This window comes from Paenibacillus piri (assembly GCF_004354045.1).
GTDB lineage: Bacteria > Bacillota > Bacilli > Paenibacillales > NBRC-103111 > Paenibacillus_S > Paenibacillus_S piri.
Genome location: NZ_SMRT01000010.1, coordinates 124201 through 143849 on the forward strand (window position 1 = coordinate 124201; position 19649 = coordinate 143849).

Here is a 19649-nt window from a genome sequence, read left to right on the forward strand (position 1 = left end):
GAATCCCGGATATCATATCAGGAGTGGTTTAATGAATCCAGTCATTGGATTGGATGTATCTAGAGGAGAAAATCATGCAGCCGCATAAAGTCCGTTATTACTTGGAGAGACGCGATCCCGACGGGCGGAAGTACTTTGCGCTTTATCGATGCAACGGTTGACCTTGGGCACCGTGGTGTCAAGCGCTTCTTGGACTGATACTTCTTTTTTCTGGCCCCACTTCATTTCAAAGGTATATGACACGATATATATTGTAATATATGTCGTAAAGTTGCTCACAAAACAGGAGGCACATAGAACGATGAAAACAAACGTAGATAAGGTGGGTTTTATTTGAAAAAACGATGTTCATCTATCCTTTTGACTTTCCTGCTATTCAACACTATCATAAGCGCTGCTGCCGCTGAACAAACGAACATTCACACGGAAAGCAAAAACAGTTCATTCAACGACATTTCCGGCCATTGGGCTGAACCGCAAATTACTAAAGCCGTTGCTGCCGGATTCGTAAATGGATATTCGGACGGAACCTTCAAACCGGACGCAACTGTCACCGGCGAACAATTTTTAACCATGATGGTAAAAGCATTGCGATACCCTATTGAAGCGCCGCGTTCTGGCGAATCTTGGTTCGCACCTTACAAACAAACTGCTGTAAGTCATAAGCTTTATAACGATGACTATGTTTCCGGCTTGGACCAGCCCATTACGCGCGGCGAAATTACCGGCACCCTTGTTCGAGCTACCCAAGATTCCGTTTACAGAACATTGGTAAAAGAAGAAATGACGAAGCGATTTTCCCCTGAACATTTAGCGAACCAATATCCTTTCGAGTCCTATGAGAAGGACAAGATCAAAATTGAATCAAGCCCTTATTTTAAAGGAAATTTAATTGTTAACCCGGATAACCCGGAATCGACGATAAAACAATTGGATCAGCTTCTATCGGATATTCCCAAGCCAAAAGACAGTTTGAACTGGACTGCGGACGATTTTAAGCATACTGCTGTAATAGGCTCAGCCAAAAACGTATTATCCTATATTAATGATGGACTTAACCCAATTAAAGATTTGAATGAAAAACAAACAACACAAAACCGCATGATTTATGAAGCGGCATTACGTGGTTTATTAACCGGTACGGGTAATGGGAAGCTGTCGCTTGATTCCAAAGTTTCCCGGGCGCAAGCAGTTACTTTGGTGAACCGTGTTGCTGCATTTAATACCGGAGAACGTTTCGAAGCTGATAAATACACGGTGGGGAATGCGGAGCTGGAGTGGCACAAGACCAATCTGGTTACGTTGCTGCCGCAATATTTTAGTCATCCTGCTAATGGTGAGGATTTTCAATACGAAAAGATGATTTCAACCTCGCCTGGCGGTAAGGTCAACTGTACCGTTGAGAAATACGTAGTGGTTGATCTGGACGATCCCCAGGACCCTAATCGAAGTTTAGTTACGGATCATGATTATGGGTGGTTCAATGATACCCGCTATTTTAAACTGCAAGATGTTAGCGGCGGCTATGCCATTTTCTCTATCAATAAAGTGACCCTAACCGGTAATCCGAATGTGGCATTTGACAAAATTCAACCTTGCAGCGCTTCTATTTACAATGAGGATTGGTATCGTACACCCAGCAATGCGCCGGATGCTCAATCGCTCAACAGAAACTATGGATTCTCACCCTGGAATCCCAAGTATGAGCAGATTATGTCCGTTGTCGATATTGCCGGGGTAGAACTTGGAACCATAACGTATATAAATGGAAGTCTGATTCCAAAAACAATCTTAAACTCCGATCATGAATTCAAAATTCAATTTTCGCCGCTCGGGGATTGGCCCGGTTCCGTACAAAATATTTACAGCTCGAGGATGAAATAGATTTCATTTTGTGTATGGTTGCGTTGTAAATTGACATGGCGGCCAGAAGACTGGTCGCCATGAGTGTGTTTACAAGTATTTGTGAATGTCCGGAAGCCCGTTGTCATTCAACGGCTTTTTGCACGTTCCCTCTGGGCATCCGTACGGTCAAAGCAAGCATCAGCACGCCGAGTACCGCGCATGTCCACGCCATGCTGTGCAGATGCGGGGTCGTAATATTTTTGCCGAAGAGCGCCGCAAGCAGGCTGGAAGAAAGAATCGTCCCGATAAACCGGGAAGTCATGAACAGTCCGGAGGCGATGCCGGTCTCTTCTTTCGTTACGAAATCATAAAGCGCCGTCTGCATGCCCAAATTGTTAAAGCCGTTGGCGATCCCGAGCACACAAAGCACAAGGGAGATCGTCACCACACTCGCCTGGTCCTGAATGAGCAGCATCTGCAAGCTTCCCCCAACGACCAAAGCCGTTCCGGCAATCAGCGGCGGCTTGGATCCGCTCCGGTCAATCCAGTGGCTGACCAGCGGCGTCACCAGCACGCTAAAGCCGGCGATCGACAACATGACAAGGCCCGTCTTCTGCGGGTCCATCATCTGCACGCGCTGCAAGTAAGAAGGAATGCCGAACATGATCGAATAAAACGCGATATTCGTCAAAATAAACTGCGCGTAGATCAGGGTTACGTTCATATTTTTCCGTAAAAAAGCAACATTGATAAACGGCTTGCTCTGGCCGAGCTCGTACCGGTAAAGCCAGAGCGACAATCCCGCGCCGACTATGAGCTTCCACAAGCTGAACCCGTCAGCGAGCGACAAGAAAAACAGCAGCCACATAAAAATGACCGCAGAAAATAACGCCACACCCCGCCAATCCATATCGGACGCGCGTCCGGCCGCTTTCGGATCGTTCGGGAAAAGCTTCCATGCGAGCACAAAGGAGCCGGCAATAAACGGAAAGTTGCAAAGGAATATCAGAGGCCAATCTCCGTAGTGCAACAACAATCCGCCGAATGAGGGGCCAAATGCGGCCGAGGTGCTGGAAAATATCGATACGATGCCAAGCGCCTTCGCCTGATTGGACGTGATTTGACTGCGGATGATCCCCATGCCGGACGGAAACAAGGCCGAGCTTCCCACTGCCTGAATAATCCGAAACCCGATCAGCCAGCCGAAGTTGGGGGACAGCGGAGCGAGGCTCGACGACAAGGTGACGAGCAGCAGCCCGAGCATAAACACCTTTTTACGGCCGAACAAATCGCTCCACTTGCCCATGAGCGGCTGGCCGATCGCGCTGGCCAAATAATACGTGGAGATGAGCCACGATACGTCGGCAAACGTAAGCTGGAAATCCTCCTGCAACCGGGCCAAAGCGACCGAAATCATCGTCGTATTGAGCGGGTTCAGCAGGATGCCGAGCGCTACGGCAGTAATAAGCAGCATTTCTTTTCGTTTGATCGCGGTCTGATTGAGCGCCATGATGCCACCTCATTTTTCTCTCGTCCGACTCTTCCATTTAGTGCGAATTATATAGCAACTACATGCCGTTGGCAAAGCTTTTTTCAATGTGAAGGCTAAACGGGACTATCGAAATCAAGCCGTGGCTGCGCAGCCCGGAAACACAGCACCATATTTAGTTTAGGACATTAAAACTTGGTTGCATCTGCCAAAACGTATGAATAAGCCACCTGTCCATTTGCGAACAGGTGGCTTTGATTGTTGGCGGAGCGGAAGTCTATATGCTATTACTGCAGCTGCTCCCCTGGGACATTCACTTGAAAAATAACCCCGAACTTGTCTCTTACCATCCCGTACAAGGGGCTCCAATCCGTCTTCTGAAGGGGCATGACGACTTGTCCACCGTCTTCCAAAGCGGCGAAGATTTCTCTCGCTCTTGCTTCTTCTCTCGGATGGATGGCAATCTGAACCGTATCGCCTGGCTGAAAAGGCATGCCCGGGAACGTATCGGAGAACATGAGATCCGCGTCGCCAACTTTCAAGTGCGCATGCATAATACGGTTCTTCATGTCATCCGTCAACGGGTGATTCGGGTCCGCCGGCATATCTCCGAATGTCATGATGCCTACCAATTTCCCGCCCAGCGCTTTCTCGTAAAAATGGACCGCTTCTTTCGTGTTGCCGTCAAAATTCAAATACGGGTTCAAACTGATTGACATCATTCAACAGCTCCTTTGGAATAAAATTGGACAGCCTGCTTATTAGACTGCACAAGCTTCTTATTCTTCTTTTGCCGTTTCCGCATATTTTTTGAAATTGTCTAAAATCGCCTGCCATCCTCCTTGCTGCATCTCGATGGCGTTGGTCTCTTCCGCTTCGAACGATTCGATGATTTGCGTATCGTTGTTTTGACGAATAAATGCGATCTTCACTTTCCTACCGTCGCCAAGCGTGTAGGAGATGCTCTCGTTAATGCTCACCTCGTCGTATACTCCGCCGAAATCAAATCCAAAGCTGCCGTCTTTGGCTTCCATTCTTGAGACGAATTTGCCGCCAACCTTTAGATCATTCTCGGCGTAAGGCGTGTGCCAGTCATCGGAAGCCTTACTCCATTGTGTGATATGCTTTGGTTCTGTCCAATATTTCCATACGCTTTCGACGGGAGAATGAACAATCGTTTCTACTGTTATCGTTACTGGATTACCTGTTCCCATAGTTTAGCCTCCTTGTAATGAACAATTTACCTATACCTATATTAACATAAAAGTGCGAGCTAAACTTATTTTCGATTGCTATTGTACACGAACTGCTACTCTCGATATTCATATGATAATCGCCTAATAGATAGCTATGTTGCCTGAATTAGATCGCTGGCAAGGGGGCGAACAAAACTTTGTGTACTGTCGCTTGGAGGGTAAGGCATTTCACCAACTTCACACTGATATGTATACCATAAACCTTCACTTAAAAGTTCGAGGAACCGGTTTCCACAAATCGGTAGAAAATAACTATTACTCCTTAAACCGCACGCTCGTTACCTTCTTCGCATCATCAATATGCTCATGATCTAGCTTCACTTCCACGCGACCTCTTCGCCGCGCTTCACGCCATAGAAGCAGCTCTTCCTCATTCTCCAGCTTCAATTCGGATATTTCTATTGCACGGTCGAATATGTACTTTGACGTAAAGGCAATGCTCCGAACCCCATGACCACCGGGAAGAATGATTTGTTTCCTTGTCTCCCAGTCCTCGATTTCGAACACAACATAAAGCTTATCCGGAGGATTATGCTTAGAGGGAATTACCGTGATTTCGCCGCGTTTCAAAATCTTCCAATCTCTTATTCGTCCGTAGTATCTCACGCCTACGATTTCATTAGTCTTACCGAAAAACTTCTTTGATTGATAAAGCGCCACATACTCCAATTGTGTAAGGATCTTATGATTCGTGATATTCTCGAGTGGGGTATGATAAAAATTATGCTGCAGCGCTACTTCCAACTGTTCCTCGCGGCTCATGCAACCGACCAGCACATTTTTCCCGCTGTACTTGTTATCGTAATACTCCTTCGACCCCTTTGGTCGAACAGCTCGCTCGTATGCATTCTCCGGACTGTCCAAAATAATTTCATCCAGAAACTCTTCCAACAATTTTGTTGATCCCGGCAGAAAAGGAAATGCCCCGACATTAACGGCCTTTACGCTTTTGTAAAATCGATGCTCCTTATACTTCTTTTCATCCGGGTAAGGGAACAACACATACGCCCCAAACATCGTCCGCTCGAATTGCTCCGAGTCTTTCTCTGCATAAACGATGGCGTCTCGGTAACGATGCATGGTGTTGATGTCTCCTTCCTCCGGTCCCGGAATTCCGTCGTACTTCGTATAATAAGCAGTTCCCGGCTCCGCAGGGTTCAATCGATACTTCGCATCGAACACATACTTATACTCCGTAGACGTTTCCACTTTCCTAAGCGTAAGGACATTATCTGGTTTTTGTGTAAGTGTCGGTCCCCGAAGTGTCTGGTTGTAATACAATTTAAAAATTTCCCCATTATTAGGGTTGCGGTAGGTTACTGTCGACGCGGCAGATTTCTTTAGTTTAACGAAGATGCCACTATAATCTAGCTTTATAATGTCCTGTCTTACCAACTCATACTTTTTACTAAGCAACTGATGTATCTTAAGAAAACACCAATATTCATACAAGGTGGCTAGATCCTTTAATGACAACTGGAATAAGTCATCCTGGATGGCAAGACCTTTAAGCAACATAAGGTATAACTTGTACACCTCACGATACCCCGGAGCCATCTGCATGACCAGGGAAACCGACATTTGCTTCATGAAACCCACTTGTAGAAAGTCGAACTGAAGTACCCTTCGCACTTCCTTCTGCATGCGAGTCATCATCTGAGCCAACATGGGGTCCTCTAGCCTCTTTTGGGTCTTCAGCAATTTCTCCAAATCTTTCAGTTTCCGCTCAATGCGAATGAATACCCACCGAACGAATCGGTTTTCCTGCGTATCATAATTAACGATTCTTCGCGTGTCCAACACATGACTAGGAGCAAATCGTTCGCCTCTAACCTGAACCATTCCATTCGCTTGATCTTTGACCAACAGCTGTGGGTGTCTGCTCAAATATTGAAAGGTTTTATAATTGATCTTCTTTGCCCTCTCAGCTGGGACGATACGTTGGTCTTGATGCATGTTTGTATGAGGGGAGCCTTCGATCCGTTGAACAGCCTTTATTAATTGGTCAAAAAGGTAGCGTAATATGGTGAAATATTCCGTCAAACTCTGCTGGTTCGTCTCTTTGAGACCGGTTAATTGGTACGTTTTGCGTAGGAAGTCAAACGTCAGGTTATGAATCTGATGGTTAACATCTTGTAAGATTGCATGATAATCTCTCTTGTAATCCATCTTCACAGGGAAAACTTCCATCCTAAGCTTCAATAGAGACGAACTGTATGAACGAAGTTCCAGCTCCGTAAATCCGATCTCATTCTGAAAATTTAGATTCCCCGATAAGATATGCTTTCCTTTCGGCACAACCGCTTCGCGCAACGCGAAATTCTCATGGTAGAAAGTTAAATCTATCTCTTCCTTCTTCTCGACCAATAAACCATAGGTTTGCGTCTCGTAGAAGATTGGAAAACTAGCTTGTTTGTTCTGCCATGGCTCTAGCTCTCCCGTTTTCGGATTAAAAACAGCAATAGATAGAACCTGCAATTGTTTGGAGTATGAAGACACATGAAGATCCGCCTGCTCCCATTCTCTCCACTCTGTTCGATGCAGCTGAAGCATATCTACCGTTGGATGGTATGGCTTTCCTTCCAAGTAAAGATCAAACAGATTGGTTTCAATGTACAGAAGGATCACGTTCTTCTTAAGAGACCCAGAATGAAGTGAATCCGTCATGATCTAGCCTCCGTAGCATATAGATGAGCTTCTTAGCCGATTGAGGGTATTTCACGTTATTTTCGCTTATATGCTTAGCCCATAACTGCTCGATATCTCTTTCTCCATCCACATATTCTTTGCTATTAGAGATGGATCCGCTAATTGAAAACAACAAGAATTCAATAATCACCTTTTTAACTACTGAATTATTTCCTTGTATTCGGGGTAGGATTTTCTGCATGATCTGCATATCCATTGCCTCTTCAGGCGTCATTAAAGAAAACCGCTCGTTGTAGATCAAGTAGAAACAGATTGAATCTCTGACACGGAAACCAACATGGGCATGGATACTTTCTAGAATCGTATTGATCTTTACCAACTGACTAACCGTACTTTGGATGATATTTTTATTCTCTGCGTATGCGTCCTTTAACTGTATGTAGTTGCTAGTCAGAAACTGCGCCGTTGGGTACAGAGACTCTGATTCCTCTTCTATAGACACTGCCGCATTTTCTAAGCCTATGAAATTGTCGAGTTGGATATGGTTGAATTCGATGGTATTTGCTCGATCCAGTACCTTTTTGCTAAAAGGATGCGTGGTTTCGTCCATGTTTACCGTGCCAATAAAGAATACATTTTCAGGAATGCCAATGTTACGACCTACTTGATCTTCAGCCACAACCGTATCTGTCACAATTCGACCTTCTTGCCAACGCTGTGTTTCTAAGATGCTCAGTAAATCACTGAAGTAATGCTCCACCCTCGCAAGGTTCATTTCATCCAAACATATAAAATATGGCTTCTGTTGATTCTCTGGCGCGGATGCTACTTCCAGCACATATGTTAATTTGCCTCGACGGAACGTCCCACTGAGATCCTTGTAACCGATTAAATCGGAAGGGTCGTTCCAATCCGGTCTAACGGGTATGAGTGTAAATTGTCCATTCGCTTCTGTTGCCCCAAGGGCTTCTGCAAATTTCTGGATGAGCTTCGTTTTTCCTGTGCCGGATATCCCAGCTAGGATAACGAATGGCTTCGTCTTTAAGGATATGTAAAAGTTCTCAATCAGGAGCTCAGGGTATGTAAAGCCTTGCTGCTGAATGTAGCCTTTCACGATTTGTAGATGTGCGCTCGTTTCTTCATCGTTAAGAGTCACGAGCTCCACATCCTGCTCCACCTCTTCGACCTCGGAAAGCAGGGTGAATTCCGGCCAGGGAGTGTCCTTCGATTTATTCTGGACAATACTTAGCCCTTGCAACGTGAACGGGAAGAGATAGCCTTGATTTACACCACCCTTTTTGTTAATCGGCCCTTTTGTAATATGAAGTTGAAGTAAATCTTGAGAGATGGCTTCTAAGGGTATCGGTGGATTCAATTCATGGTACTCGGTAACGACTAGACGTCCTGTTTCCTCCCACTGTTGATCGGGCAAACTCGCCGGCTTCGGTCTCTCGACCGCTGCTTCCTGGACCTGACTGACGGCACGTAAAGCCCCTATAGAATAATGGAGGACAATGTCATTAACCTTAACATCCTTCATCGTTTCCCAGTGATGTTGTGTTTTTCCACCTATGTTCTTGAGCGGAGCCCACAGAACGCCCTCTTGTTTCTGAGTGTTATAAGACGTACCTTGACATACCCACCAGATAGAAGGATGATCTTCGGGGATTGGGATGTCGTTCGTGATGAATTTCAGCTCATACACAAAAGGATTGTCAGTTGCGTAAAACTCCAAGTATTCCGCGTATTGTTCTGGAACCGTGATTGGATTTTTTGTACTCGCCGCCTGGTTACGCTTATGGAACAAGTAATTGTATGAAGAGTTAAATCTGGCTATCATGTAATCCTTAAGCTCTGAGTTTGTGTCGTACCTGATTTGCAATGCTTCTCTATTTTGCTTCCTTTGGTTGATCCGGCTTAAGTTACACTCGAACTGATTTCCTTCGGTAATAAGAAGGACTCTTTGGCTTTGCCCTAGGGGAACCTCGATATTTTGATTTGCCACGACAAAATCTTCGTGAAAGTCCATAGGGATATGTGTCCCGTATTCAAATATAGACCAATCTATTTGCTTACGTCCTATAAGGTTAGAAATGGTATCATCTTTCCACCAGCTGCGGTTTTTTTTGATCATCGGTTACCTACCTACTGATTGTATTGTACAAACTCTAAAGATTAGCAATACAGATAAATTAAATTATAGTACATTTGCCTGAGTAAGAGCATAGTTATCGCGGGAGTTAATTTGTACTTAACCCTATTCATAAAAGAGCCCTTCCAATTCAGTTCAAGTAATGTAAAATTACGACAAATTACCTAAGCATTCGCCATCCCAACGTTAATTCCTGCAAAAGGAAAGTATTGTGCTAAAAATAAAAAAGCGATGCAGCTAGATGCATCTTTAAACGATTCGAAACAATCTATTAGATATAATGTTAATTGCTTCATTCTGAAAAGAAAACATGTTCGGCTCCCGTCTGTACAATGTACGGCAAAATATCCAGGGGCTTCTCAATGCTTGAACTTTTATATTCAATAATCATACTGCTTTCATTTCCTAATCTGTTGAAGCATATTCCAGTTACCGAGAATTCCCGATTCGAATTGAAGTTGTGATTAGGCTGGTCAAAGTCAAGCCAACCAAGATCTTTCAGTTCTTGGTATTCTTTATTACTGACTTCAATAAGCTTAAGGAATCCATCATCATATCTTGTTCTTAACAATTGAAAATTATCTTCCTGATGAAGCAAGAGATACTGCCTGTCTTTATGAAAGATGATCTTTTTGAACTTATATGCTGCTTGTCCCATGTTATCCGCCAAAATTATTGAATCTACCTTGCTTACTTTAGGAATCACTATCATCACCTCTGGTAATAATAATGAAATAATATCACTTTTAAGTTATTTTATCATTATTTTAAACTCTTAGTGTCATTTAATTTTTGTATTTAATCATCTACTCTTGAATAAGGGGAGTGATCGTATGGGTGAGTTAAAAAGAATTATAGGTGATAAAATACGTAACATACGTAATTCCAGAGGAATGACCCTGCAGCAGCTTAATGAAACAACTGGACTGCAGACTTCTTATCTTGGAGATGTTGAAAGAGGCAAGAGAAATACATCTCTTGATTCATTAGAGAAGATTATGAACGCACTTGACATAAGACCCGGGGATTTATTTGATTTCCGTGAGGTTGATGTTAATTCAAGCGAATTTGAGATAAATTCCATTCTCGAGGTGCATTATCAGTTTTTAAAAGAAAAGAAAACCGAGGATGTAAAAATGATTCATCGTATTACAAAGGATATTTTTAATTCAATCGAAGGATCTCGTCAGGAATAGTAATAAGACTCTAATATAAACAAGAGGAAGGGCATTTCCGGTATCTTCCCCTTGTTTATACAATCACTACTTTGCGTTATTCACTTCTACTTTTGTGCTGTTCGATGTACCTTCAATTCTTCATCCACCTGCTCGTCCCCGAATGGATTTACATACATCCCCCTGTTTGCATGATGAAACCACCAGCTTGAACGAACACCATTTCTCACCTCAAATTGCTATTAGGAAACCATCAATCCTTATAAGGATCAAACTCATCCGCTCCAGCCATACAAACACCAATTGGTTTCAGCACGTGCATGATCTCGATCGTTTCGGCATGTGCATCCAGCACTTCTTGAAGCTTGCGATAGACAAAAGGACTTTCATCCGTGCCAGCGCCGCGCAGTTCAACACCGAAGTTCCGGATAGCCTCCATCATTTGCTCCGTGCTGATTTGACCGCCGCTTCGGGTTCGGGTTTTCCAGTTCATTCTCCCTGCCGCTTGGGTCCGGCTCATGATCCGTCCGGCTCCATGAACGGTGCTGTAATAAGCATCGCGGTTCTCTAAGCTGTCCTTACCTTTTACGATAACGGATATATCCCCCATACTACCACCGATAAAACCAACCTGGCCGGGTGAGGACGGGGTTGCCCCTTTACGGACGACGATGACTTCTTTTCCGTTGTGCACCTCTTTCCAAGCATAGTTATGATGGTTATGCACTTCAAGGTCCGCTTCCGTTCCCAGAATGGCTAATACTTGTCGGATCACATAATCTCTTCCGGCGTAGGCATAACGCCCAGCCAGCTTCATCGCCCGGTAATACATATCGCCTAGTTCGCTGCTCAAATCAAGCAGCAAAGGCGGTTGATCCATCTTTTCACCGGGGGTGCTCCCTAGAAACTCTCTGCCGGCAGCTAGGTTGATAAAACCACTTGCCGTTTTATGGCCGAAACCTCGGCTCCCAAAATGATTCGCGATCCACAAACGGCCGGTTCCCGCTTCTTCAAACAAGTCTACGAAGTGGTTGCCGCTGCCGACTGTACCGAGTTGACCTTGCGCCAAGGCTTTCAGCTTGTCGTGCTCCTGCTTGCCTACCGCCTTGTAAACAGCCCAATCCGGATCATCGAAGAGGTCATGGTCGACCTTTTCATTATTGACACGGCCAACACCGAAGGAGATTTTGCGGGCAATCCCATCCATAATCTTCGCCAATTTTGGTTTCATGTCTTCAACAAACAAGCTGGTTCGCACTGCTTTATTTCCGCATGCAATATCATATCCAACGCCGGAAGGGGAGATTTGCCCGTCATATACAACAACCCCGCCGATCGGCTGACTGTACCCTTTATGATGATCCGCCATGAGCAGGGTTTGAACCACATTGCCGGTTTCTGCGCACGTCCTCGCTTGAACAAGCGCCCCCTCATCGGGGTTACCCCAAACACGCACGCCGTCTATATTTTGATAAGCCATAAGACTATTCAACTCCTGTATAAATGAATACATTTCTCTAGTTTACAATCCTTTTGCTTCCAGTAGCTTTATATCTGTCTTCACAAGCTTAGCATACAGAGCCCTTCTTGTTGAATTCTTAGGATTTCTGGATTGCTTCGCTAGCAAGTAGGCCAACCGCGTGCCTCATCCGTCATCTTATCAGGCCCTGCATGGTGTCCGAGTGCTCCATCCAAACCGCCCGCTACCCATCTGATTTTACTGCCGGACCAAAATTCTTCGTCATCCGGCAGCGATTCGTCCACGGATTCCCCTTGTTCCTGAATATACGAATAAATGGAGGACTTGCCCTCCCAAAGCGGCCGTTTAGCTCTATCGAAGAAAATAACCATCGTTCACTTCACCTCTTCCCAAACTTCCTTCAGCACCGATCGAAACAAATTGTCCAGCCGCTGATCCTGGCCTCCACCGCAGTTTTGCATCCCCGCCGCCATCCGATCGTAATACTCGATTTTTGCTTCCAAATACTCATTGATCGGATTGATCCTCGGTTCGTAATCCATTTCATCGCCTGCTCTTTTACGGACAAGCAGACCTTCAATAATCGTCTTAAGCTCGCTTCCCATCGGCACTAAAACATCGACAAGCCGATCAAATTCAATAGGCGGCATGCTGTTGTGCTTCTCGATCCATTCACATGCTAATATCGGGCGGAGAACATAGAAGTATTTTTTGATTTTCACCCGCTCACCCTGCAGGTACTCCCGGTAGTTCCCCTTCGCCATATGCAAATAGTGATACATACAGGACTTTGGTGAAAACGTGAATGGAGAAATATGGCGGATTTGCTCCGCTATCGCATGGTTCTCCCTATATACAATCGGAGACTGAAGCCACTCGAGCAGTGGCGGATTCGACTTACGAAATAAATTCAGGGCTTTTCGCAGATCCCAGCCATTGATGTCCAGCATGTCGCTGATCGGCCACTCGATGACATCCCGCTTCTCAAAAATTGACAAGTACCAATCTTCCGGCCTAACATAGAGAAATCTGACGTCGTAATCGCTATCCTTGGACGGGAACCCCCATGCGCGGCTGCCCGATTCGCAAGCATACAGGATTCGAACGTTCTCTTCCTTTTCTATTTTTCTTAGCTCCTCTAGTACCTGCTGTTTAACATCTGACATGGCGGGCTCCCCTTTCTGGATTATAATTTTGATAATGGCCTTTGGGTCGGCATCCACGGCCAACCCACCTTTTTAACCGTCTAAACTTACTCCCTCTACCCGCTCCACCAGCGAAGAATAGCCTTTTACTGACTGCGCGATATAGGAAAGCACAGTATCACTCCAACCGTAAATGTAAAAAGTCTGAGGATCTTGATCCGGTACCATCGCATGCCGGTACGGAGCAATATCAACAATAAATGCCTTCACGTCCCGGTTCACTTTCGAACGGTATAGTCTCAGCTGCTCATAAAACGGACTGCCGCTGTTTTGCTGCTCATCCGTGATGATGATGATTTGATCTACCTTCCGCCGCTCTTGGATCAGCTTCCGAACAGGCGCACCTGTATCGGTTCCTCCACGAGCATGGATTTGTGCCGCCTGGGTTAAGATACTGTCTTTGCGGGAAGGCCGAGCATCCACAACCTCTGTATCAAACAGCCAGAACAACGAACTGCCCTGCGTCTTTTTGTACAGTGCCAAAGCAAACACCGAACCGATCTCTAAGTACTGGCCGTTCATCGAGCCAGAGATATCAAGGAAAATTGCCGTCTTTTCCCCGAGCTCAGGCAGGTTGTTGAACGTAAGCTCGGCAGCTTCTCGCAAAGCATCCCGTAACTCCGGATGATCCACCTGGCGGAAAGCCGTCGCTAACCGGAATGGCAGGATTTTAGCCTTCCTCAGTGCCTGTTCGTCGGTAATACGGTTTACGACATAGTCCAGGTTGCGCTTATCCTCCAAAGCCCCAGCCCGCTGCAAAGCATTCATATGCCGGAGTAGTGCAAATGTCGGCATCTGGTAAAGCAGCGCTTCCCAAACGGCTTTGGATGGCTTGATTGCACCCGTAACCGTTTCATAAGGAAGCTTACCACGTTCAATCCACGCGATCTGCTCCTCCTCGGTTGAGGCGAGCTTCAGATTTTCCAGAGCCTCGACTTGAGGCAGCAAGGCAAGGTTAGCCTCCAGTCCCCGCAAATATCGGAACAATGCTTGCTGCTTCAAGTCTTCCGGTTTCGGATGAGCGGTTGCAATGGCATCACCCAGACTGTAGCCGCGTCCACGGCCGTTATATTTTATAGCCCAATATTCGGACACTCCGGACAAGAAACGGTTTACCTGCCGCTTGACGGCACGTCCGCCCTCTCCACGCCCCATACCTTTCAATATCATTAGGAAGTCCGACAAATCGGAAGGAATCCGAACCACGAGCAGGAAGATCTTCGCAAACAAATCCGGCCGATAAATCGAGAGAATCGCCAGGCCGAATAAAGGTTGCAATCGCATAAAGCCCTCGTTCCGAGCAAATATAATTGCCTTAGCCATAAAATTCGGGTTACTGTTCGCTATCTCCTGATGAAGCTGTTCTGCATCGGATAGCAGTTCATTTTGATCCGCGTAAAAGGTATTACTCATGGTATTGGTCAGTAGTGTCTGTAAATACTGCTCCTCCAGAGATCTTACGAATGCTGGGTAGTGATCTTTATTGAATGTATTCGGTCTAAGCGAACCGAATAGTTTTTTTGCCATACTCATACTGGATTGCCTCCTTCAAATAGCAATGGTGAGGAAAAGGCGGGATAGGTTTGCTGCAGGAGTCGAACCTGCCGTATTGCCCGGGTAAAACATTGGTCGATTAAGCTCGAAGTAACCCATCCCAGCGCCTCACCGGCTGCTTAAGTTATTTCTTAACGAAGCGAGGAAATGATTGAAAAGGCCGTTAGTGCCAAGACAGACACCATCAATACTTATCCCATATAAGTCGAAGGAACCCTTTCTGGCGCCTCGCTACGCTATTGACTTTTTAAAGCTCATCGAGGAAAGAGTTGATTTGGAAAGGTGCAGACGAATGCTCTACCACTGAGCTACTCCACCCTGCGGTGAAAGTTGGATTTGAACCAACGACCTTTCGTATCGGATGCGAAGTAACCCTTCCATGCGCCTCGATGATCTTTTTAGCCGCCGCATTATCGCATCGGCTTCTGTATCTATATTCGCTTATTTTTGGAGCAACGAACATGGCGAAAGTATTACGACCGGTCATAAAGTTTTCCATTTCATCCAATTCCCTCCCCTGTTACAATGGAAGAAGATGTTTTTTTGAACGGGGGATAACTTTGGCTAAGGAGAGCTTCGATAAAGAAATTCAATTCCTGCGTATGTTGGTGCTGACAAGTGGTGCGTTCAGCAGGCAACAATTCGCAGAAAGATTGGGCATTTCCGTCCACACTTTTGATAAAACGATCAGGCGACTCAAAGAGGTCGTCAGCTCCGTGCACCAGAACTTATCACAGGAACAGAGCAAAGAATTTTCTGAAGCCATTCGGTTCAGCTATTATGACTCCACCGACCCGCTGCTCTTGTTTCTGTTTCGCGCCAAATCCGTCAAAGAATCCGAAAGCCAGAGAATCTCGCTGCTTTTAGCCGCGATGAATGAGCAGGCTTTGACTGCGATGGAACTCCTGGATATGTGCTGCAGTAGTCTGCCTTCCGATCTCCCTCTGCCTGACGAAAAAACGATTCGGTCGGATCTCAAGTACCTGGAGGAGGTCGGAGTTATCAAGAGGGAGACCGGGCCTCGCCCCTTCCGTTATCGCATTCAAGACAACTTGATTCGCAGCTTATCGGACGAAGAGCTTCTCGATTTGTACGATTTTGTGGATGTGATGGCGAACACCCAGGTCCCTTCCGTTCAAGGATATCTGCTGCGTGATGGACTGAAGAAACATCTTTTACGCAATCAAGTCGAGCAATATGCTGTAGAGCCATTTTTATATAAATATCATTACTACTCGCGGATCCTGGACGAGGCACATCTGTTCACGCTCCTCCATGCCATTCGTCACCGCCGCAAGGTCCGTTTTCTGTACTTCTCACCGAAGTCTGAAAAAAGCTACGCCTCCAAGAACACCAATCCCCTGTTTGAACGGGATACGGAAGGCAAAGCCGAAAAGACGCTGCCGCTTAAAATTGTCTATGATCATCAATATGGAAGATGGTATCTTCTTTCCCACGGCCGAGAGGGAATTCGAAAATACCGCATGGAGGGAATCACGCAAATTGAAGAGGACGAATCCGTTGACGAGGCTTGGTATGAGGAAAAGAAAATCGAGCTTGCCGAGAAAATAAGCTATAGCTGGCTGATCGATACTGGCCGGCCGGTGACGGTGCGCGCCCGATTTTATAACCCGGAGGGCTCCGAACCGAACTTCGTGAAAGAGCGGGTCATGCTGCAGGGACAGTGGGGACAGATTGTGTTTGAAGATGAACATTCTTTTATTTATGAGATAACCGTAAACGGTACTACCGAAATCAAGCCGTGGCTGCGGAGTTTTGGTTCCAGCTGTGAGGTTCTTGAGCCCGCTCAGTTCCGTCGGGAAATGATTGCCGAATGGAAGGAGATCCAGTCTTACTATGAATCTGTTTGAGAAAATATTCAATCACCAGATCATCTCCAGGTTGGAGGATTCCGGTACCTTCATGGTCACTTCGCACGAACGGGCATGGCTGAAGACGATGCTGGAACATCCCGCGGCGGCAGATGCTTTTACTGCGGATACGTTAGACAAGCTGCATTCAGCCCTCGAAACGGATCAGGTGATGGATATATCCCAACACTTGATTGAAAAAGCCCGTACAATGAAAAAGCAGGTCTACCACCCGCTCCTGCGGCCTTTGCGCCGTCACATCATGAATAAGACAGGTATCCGAATAACGTACGAGGTCAAGGGTGGGCGTGTAAACACAGAGCATTCGGGCTTTCCTTATAAATTGGAATACTCCATGGTTAAAAGAGAATGGTATTTGCTCTGGTATCACGTACGGCATCACGCCTTCATGAGCACTAGGCTGAAGAAGATCCACTCTGTCACGCCAGAACCTATCAATCCGTCTGCAGCGGAAAGCATTATAAAGAAGATCGGAAAAGCTCTTGAATCGCGTAAAAGTGAAGTGATTATTGAAATTGTCCCTGTTTATAACGCAGAGTTGTCCCGTATCCTGTACGCCTTCTCCAGCTTTGAAAAAAACGTTGAGTACGATACGGAGAACGATACCTATCGAGTCAGGGTTTCTTTGCTTGGAGATGAAATGGAGTATTTACTATCCAAGATCCGTTTTCTGGGGAAGCGGGTTCGGGTGATTGTAGGCGATTATTTGAAAAGACGGATGCTCGAATCATCGACGAAGGCTTTGGAGCGCTACGGAGTTATTGCGGCAGATGAGGAGCTATCTTCGTAGTTGGTAATGAATTTTGCTGTTGGAGGTCAAAGACATGCTAACAAAGTCATTACAAGAGAGCCAGTAATTCTTGTTGATGATCAGAATGATTTCAAACCAATTCGATTTTAAAGTGAAGTTAGGGAAAAAGGAGAGAGATCAATGGGGCAACGAGCTAATCTGGTTATCGTTCATCAAGATGGATATGATCTTTACTATAATCACTGGTGCGCCAACACTCTTCCCCGAGAATTGTTTTGGGGACCCCAGCATGCGATTTCATTTGTAGAGGCACAATCTAAGATAGATGAGACAGATTGGTTGGACGATATTTGGGCTGAAGGCGGAGTTGTCATTGATGCAGAGAAAAAACTGCTTTTATTTTTTGGCGGTGAAGAAGAACTATGGAGCATTCCATACAGAAGAATCTTCCTAAGGTTAATGCAAAAAGTTTGGGGGGACTGGGAGCTCCTGTGGGCAAATGAGGGTATCGTCGATATTGCAGGATATGTTGGAGTTTCAAGAGAAGTTGTTTTAACCCGCCAAGATGATGATTTAGCTGAAATAAGTTTAGCTCCACCTGAGGAAAAGGATTTGGTTGATACTATTGTTACTATTACTTTTGATGACGAGAAAACACTGATTTTTCCTCTATATGGTGGCATCGAAGGATTTTTGCTGCATGGACCGAAGCTCTTACAGAGCTGCAATAGATCCTTTGGCTATAAAGAATTTCATATTGGAGACTGGACAAAGGATTTTCCGTCTTCCGGAGTTCATCTGGACTTCAACAACAAGCAAATGGACATATGGCATGCGGATACGTTTTCAAATATCATTCAAAGAATGAAAGAGCTGTGGCCAGATTGGGAAATCCTCGAACATAATGATCAATATGAAGTACAAATCCAAAAAACTTCTGGCCGACTTCATTTTCAAGATATAGATCCAAATGAAATACTGGTTGAAATAACCTCATCTCTTTTGCGCGCGCCGATAAATCCGTTAGATACATTATCTTCCTTGGTCAAAAAGTTACAACAAGATGGTAAAGAAGTATGTGTAAGTGAGTATGCACTTATGCATGGGGACATAAATTTGCCAGAGAAAATTCGCCAAAACATTATTCAGTACGCAATTTCTGCCCTTGAGATTGATGGGAATTGATCGGTTAAACAGCTTTGGTCTTCCCTAGGTATCTCGGAGAAGTCTATTCATACAGACAACACTGCTGACCTTTACCGCGTCGGAGTACAAGCGTGATCAGTAAATCTTTATTAATTTCACTTAAAACAATCCTGCCTAAGTTCAAAGAATATCTTTACTAATGGATGTTCATCGTCACTTAGGACTATTCCTTCAAATCTACGCCTCCCTAGCCTTCTATCAATTAATGAGAATGCTTTATATATGGGATTATTTGAAGTCAGACTTTCTGAAAATGATGTATTCATATAGTTATCCAGATTGATGAGTATATGACTTGTTTCGTGAACGCCATATCGCATTATTTCTTCAACCTTTTTGGATTCAATATTTACTTTATAAAAATCATTGTGGAATCCATGTTGAAGTTGAAATGAGTTTAATAATTCATCGGGAACAGGTGTCATATACCAATGGTAATATCCGCCGCCAAAAATCTTTTTTCCGTCTAATGTAATCCATATTTCGCCATAACCGTCATGTGCATCATGATATCGAGTTAAATGAATATCAATTCTATTCCTTAGCTCTTCGGTAATAAAACTCTTTAATCTCACCCTTAATTTTGACCACATAATAAAAGTTCCTTTCAAGTTAATTATCCTAATTATATTGTATTGGAGTTGGTTGGAACGATGATGAACATTAAAGTACCCTCGTCTCCACATATGGATAGTAATGATGATCTTGCTCTTAAAATAGTGAAGAGCATTTTGGATGATATTCAAGGAAGATACGGACTAGATCAAATGATCATCGGTGGCCCGGATCATAAGGAACAAGAAATTATTATTTTGATGTTCGAACAGTGGCGACAACTCGTTTCACGTGAGCTTCACGCAAAGGGATTAATCAATGACTGTTATAGGCCAATGGAAAACCATGAAATTGAAAATCTAAGTCTTTATGATTTACTGGAAATACGAGAGAAATATTTGCAACTTGATGCTTCAAATACTTGAAAACTGAAGTTAGTT

Annotated in this window: 18 protein-coding genes; 6 read left to right on the forward strand and 12 right to left on the reverse strand. The window is 44.9% G+C overall.

Annotation, left to right across the window (positions count from 1 at the left end; genetic code table 11):
- The first annotated feature begins 333 nt into the window (after positions 1 to 333).
- Entirely contained in the window at positions 334 to 1884 is a 1551-nt protein-coding gene (locus E1757_RS20285) for an S-layer homology domain-containing protein (protein ID WP_133231481.1), read from the forward strand.
- A gap of 103 nt (positions 1885 to 1987) precedes the next feature.
- On the opposite strand, the gene E1757_RS20290 is transcribed toward E1757_RS20285, so the two are convergent.
- From E1757_RS20290 to E1757_RS20315, 6 genes are all read right to left on the reverse strand, one after another.
- Positions 1988 to 3355, reverse strand: a complete 1368-nt coding sequence (locus E1757_RS20290; protein ID WP_133231483.1) for an MFS transporter — start codon at positions 3353 to 3355, stop codon at positions 1988 to 1990.
- Between the two features lie 266 nt (positions 3356 to 3621).
- Entirely contained in the window at positions 3622 to 4053 is a 432-nt protein-coding gene (locus E1757_RS20295) for a VOC family protein (RefSeq protein WP_133231732.1), read from the reverse strand.
- Positions 4054 to 4113: 60 nt separating this feature from the next.
- A complete protein-coding gene (locus E1757_RS20300; protein WP_133231485.1) occupies positions 4114 to 4548 on the reverse strand; it encodes an SRPBCC family protein in 435 nt (144 codons plus the stop codon).
- Positions 4549 to 4845: 297 nt separating this feature from the next.
- Positions 4846 to 7257 carry a DUF2357 domain-containing protein gene (locus E1757_RS20305; protein WP_133231487.1) on the reverse strand — a complete coding sequence of 804 codons (2412 nt, stop codon included), beginning with the start codon at positions 7255 to 7257 and terminating at the stop codon, positions 4846 to 4848.
- On the reverse strand, positions 7226 to 9373 hold the full coding sequence (locus E1757_RS20310; protein ID WP_133231489.1) for an McrB family protein: 2148 nt from the start codon (positions 9371 to 9373) through the stop codon (positions 7226 to 7228). The genes E1757_RS20305 and E1757_RS20310 overlap by 32 nt, the downstream gene beginning before the upstream one ends.
- Before the next feature lie 310 nt (positions 9374 to 9683).
- Complete coding sequence (locus E1757_RS20315) at positions 9684 to 10097, reverse strand: hypothetical protein (RefSeq protein WP_133231491.1); 414 nt, start codon at positions 10095 to 10097, stop codon at positions 9684 to 9686.
- Between the two features lie 127 nt (positions 10098 to 10224).
- On the opposite strand from E1757_RS20315, the gene E1757_RS20320 reads away from it, so the two are divergent.
- Positions 10225 to 10587 carry a helix-turn-helix domain-containing protein gene (locus tag E1757_RS20320; protein ID WP_133231493.1) on the forward strand — a complete coding sequence of 121 codons (363 nt, stop codon included), beginning with the start codon at positions 10225 to 10227 and terminating at the stop codon, positions 10585 to 10587.
- A 232-nt stretch (positions 10588 to 10819) separates the two neighbouring features.
- Here E1757_RS20320 and E1757_RS20325 read toward each other — a convergent pair whose 3' ends face one another.
- The 5 genes from E1757_RS20325 to E1757_RS20345 all read right to left on the reverse strand — a co-directional run bounded on the left by E1757_RS20325 (position 10820) and on the right by E1757_RS20345 (position 15313).
- Positions 10820 to 12046, reverse strand: coding sequence for an RtcB family protein (locus E1757_RS20325; RefSeq protein WP_133231495.1), 1227 nt, complete (start codon positions 12044 to 12046; stop codon positions 10820 to 10822).
- Positions 12047 to 12186: 140 nt separating this feature from the next.
- Positions 12187 to 12417: a hypothetical protein gene (locus E1757_RS20330; RefSeq protein ID WP_133231497.1), complete on the reverse strand. Its 231-nt coding sequence runs from the start codon at positions 12415 to 12417 to the stop codon at positions 12187 to 12189.
- A gap of 3 nt (positions 12418 to 12420) precedes the next feature.
- Positions 12421 to 13212 carry a nucleotidyltransferase domain-containing protein gene (locus tag E1757_RS20335; protein WP_133231499.1) on the reverse strand — a complete coding sequence of 264 codons (792 nt, stop codon included), beginning with the start codon at positions 13210 to 13212 and terminating at the stop codon, positions 12421 to 12423.
- 72 nt (positions 13213 to 13284) lie between these two features.
- Positions 13285 to 14784, reverse strand: a complete 1500-nt coding sequence (locus tag E1757_RS20340) for a TROVE domain-containing protein (protein ID WP_133231501.1) — start codon at positions 14782 to 14784, stop codon at positions 13285 to 13287.
- Between the two features lie 268 nt (positions 14785 to 15052).
- Entirely contained in the window at positions 15053 to 15313 is a 261-nt protein-coding gene (locus tag E1757_RS20345; protein ID WP_133231503.1) for a hypothetical protein, read from the reverse strand.
- A 52-nt stretch (positions 15314 to 15365) separates the two neighbouring features.
- Between E1757_RS20345 and E1757_RS20350 the strand changes: the two genes are divergently transcribed.
- The 3 genes from E1757_RS20350 to E1757_RS20360 all read left to right on the forward strand — a co-directional run bounded on the left by E1757_RS20350 (position 15366) and on the right by E1757_RS20360 (position 18633).
- Positions 15366 to 16676 (forward strand): helix-turn-helix transcriptional regulator, encoded by a 1311-nt coding sequence (locus E1757_RS20350; RefSeq protein WP_133231505.1) that lies wholly within the window; start codon positions 15366 to 15368, stop codon positions 16674 to 16676.
- Positions 16663 to 17487 (forward strand): WYL domain-containing protein, encoded by an 825-nt coding sequence (locus E1757_RS20355; protein ID WP_133231507.1) that lies wholly within the window; start codon positions 16663 to 16665, stop codon positions 17485 to 17487. The genes E1757_RS20350 and E1757_RS20355 overlap by 14 nt, the downstream gene beginning before the upstream one ends.
- A gap of 141 nt (positions 17488 to 17628) precedes the next feature.
- A complete protein-coding gene (locus tag E1757_RS20360) occupies positions 17629 to 18633 on the forward strand; it encodes a hypothetical protein (protein ID WP_133231509.1) in 1005 nt (334 codons plus the stop codon).
- Positions 18634 to 18749: 116 nt separating this feature from the next.
- Here the strand turns inward: E1757_RS20360 and E1757_RS20365 are convergent, their stop codons facing one another.
- Entirely contained in the window at positions 18750 to 19247 is a 498-nt protein-coding gene (locus tag E1757_RS20365; RefSeq protein WP_133231511.1) for an SF0329 family protein, read from the reverse strand.
- A 60-nt stretch (positions 19248 to 19307) separates the two neighbouring features.
- Between E1757_RS20365 and E1757_RS20370 the strand changes: the two genes are divergently transcribed.
- The gene (locus E1757_RS20370; RefSeq protein WP_133231513.1) at positions 19308 to 19634 is read left to right on the forward strand and encodes a hypothetical protein; all 327 of its coding nucleotides are present in this window, start codon (positions 19308 to 19310) and stop codon (positions 19632 to 19634) included.
- Positions 19635 to 19649 lie beyond the last annotated feature (15 nt).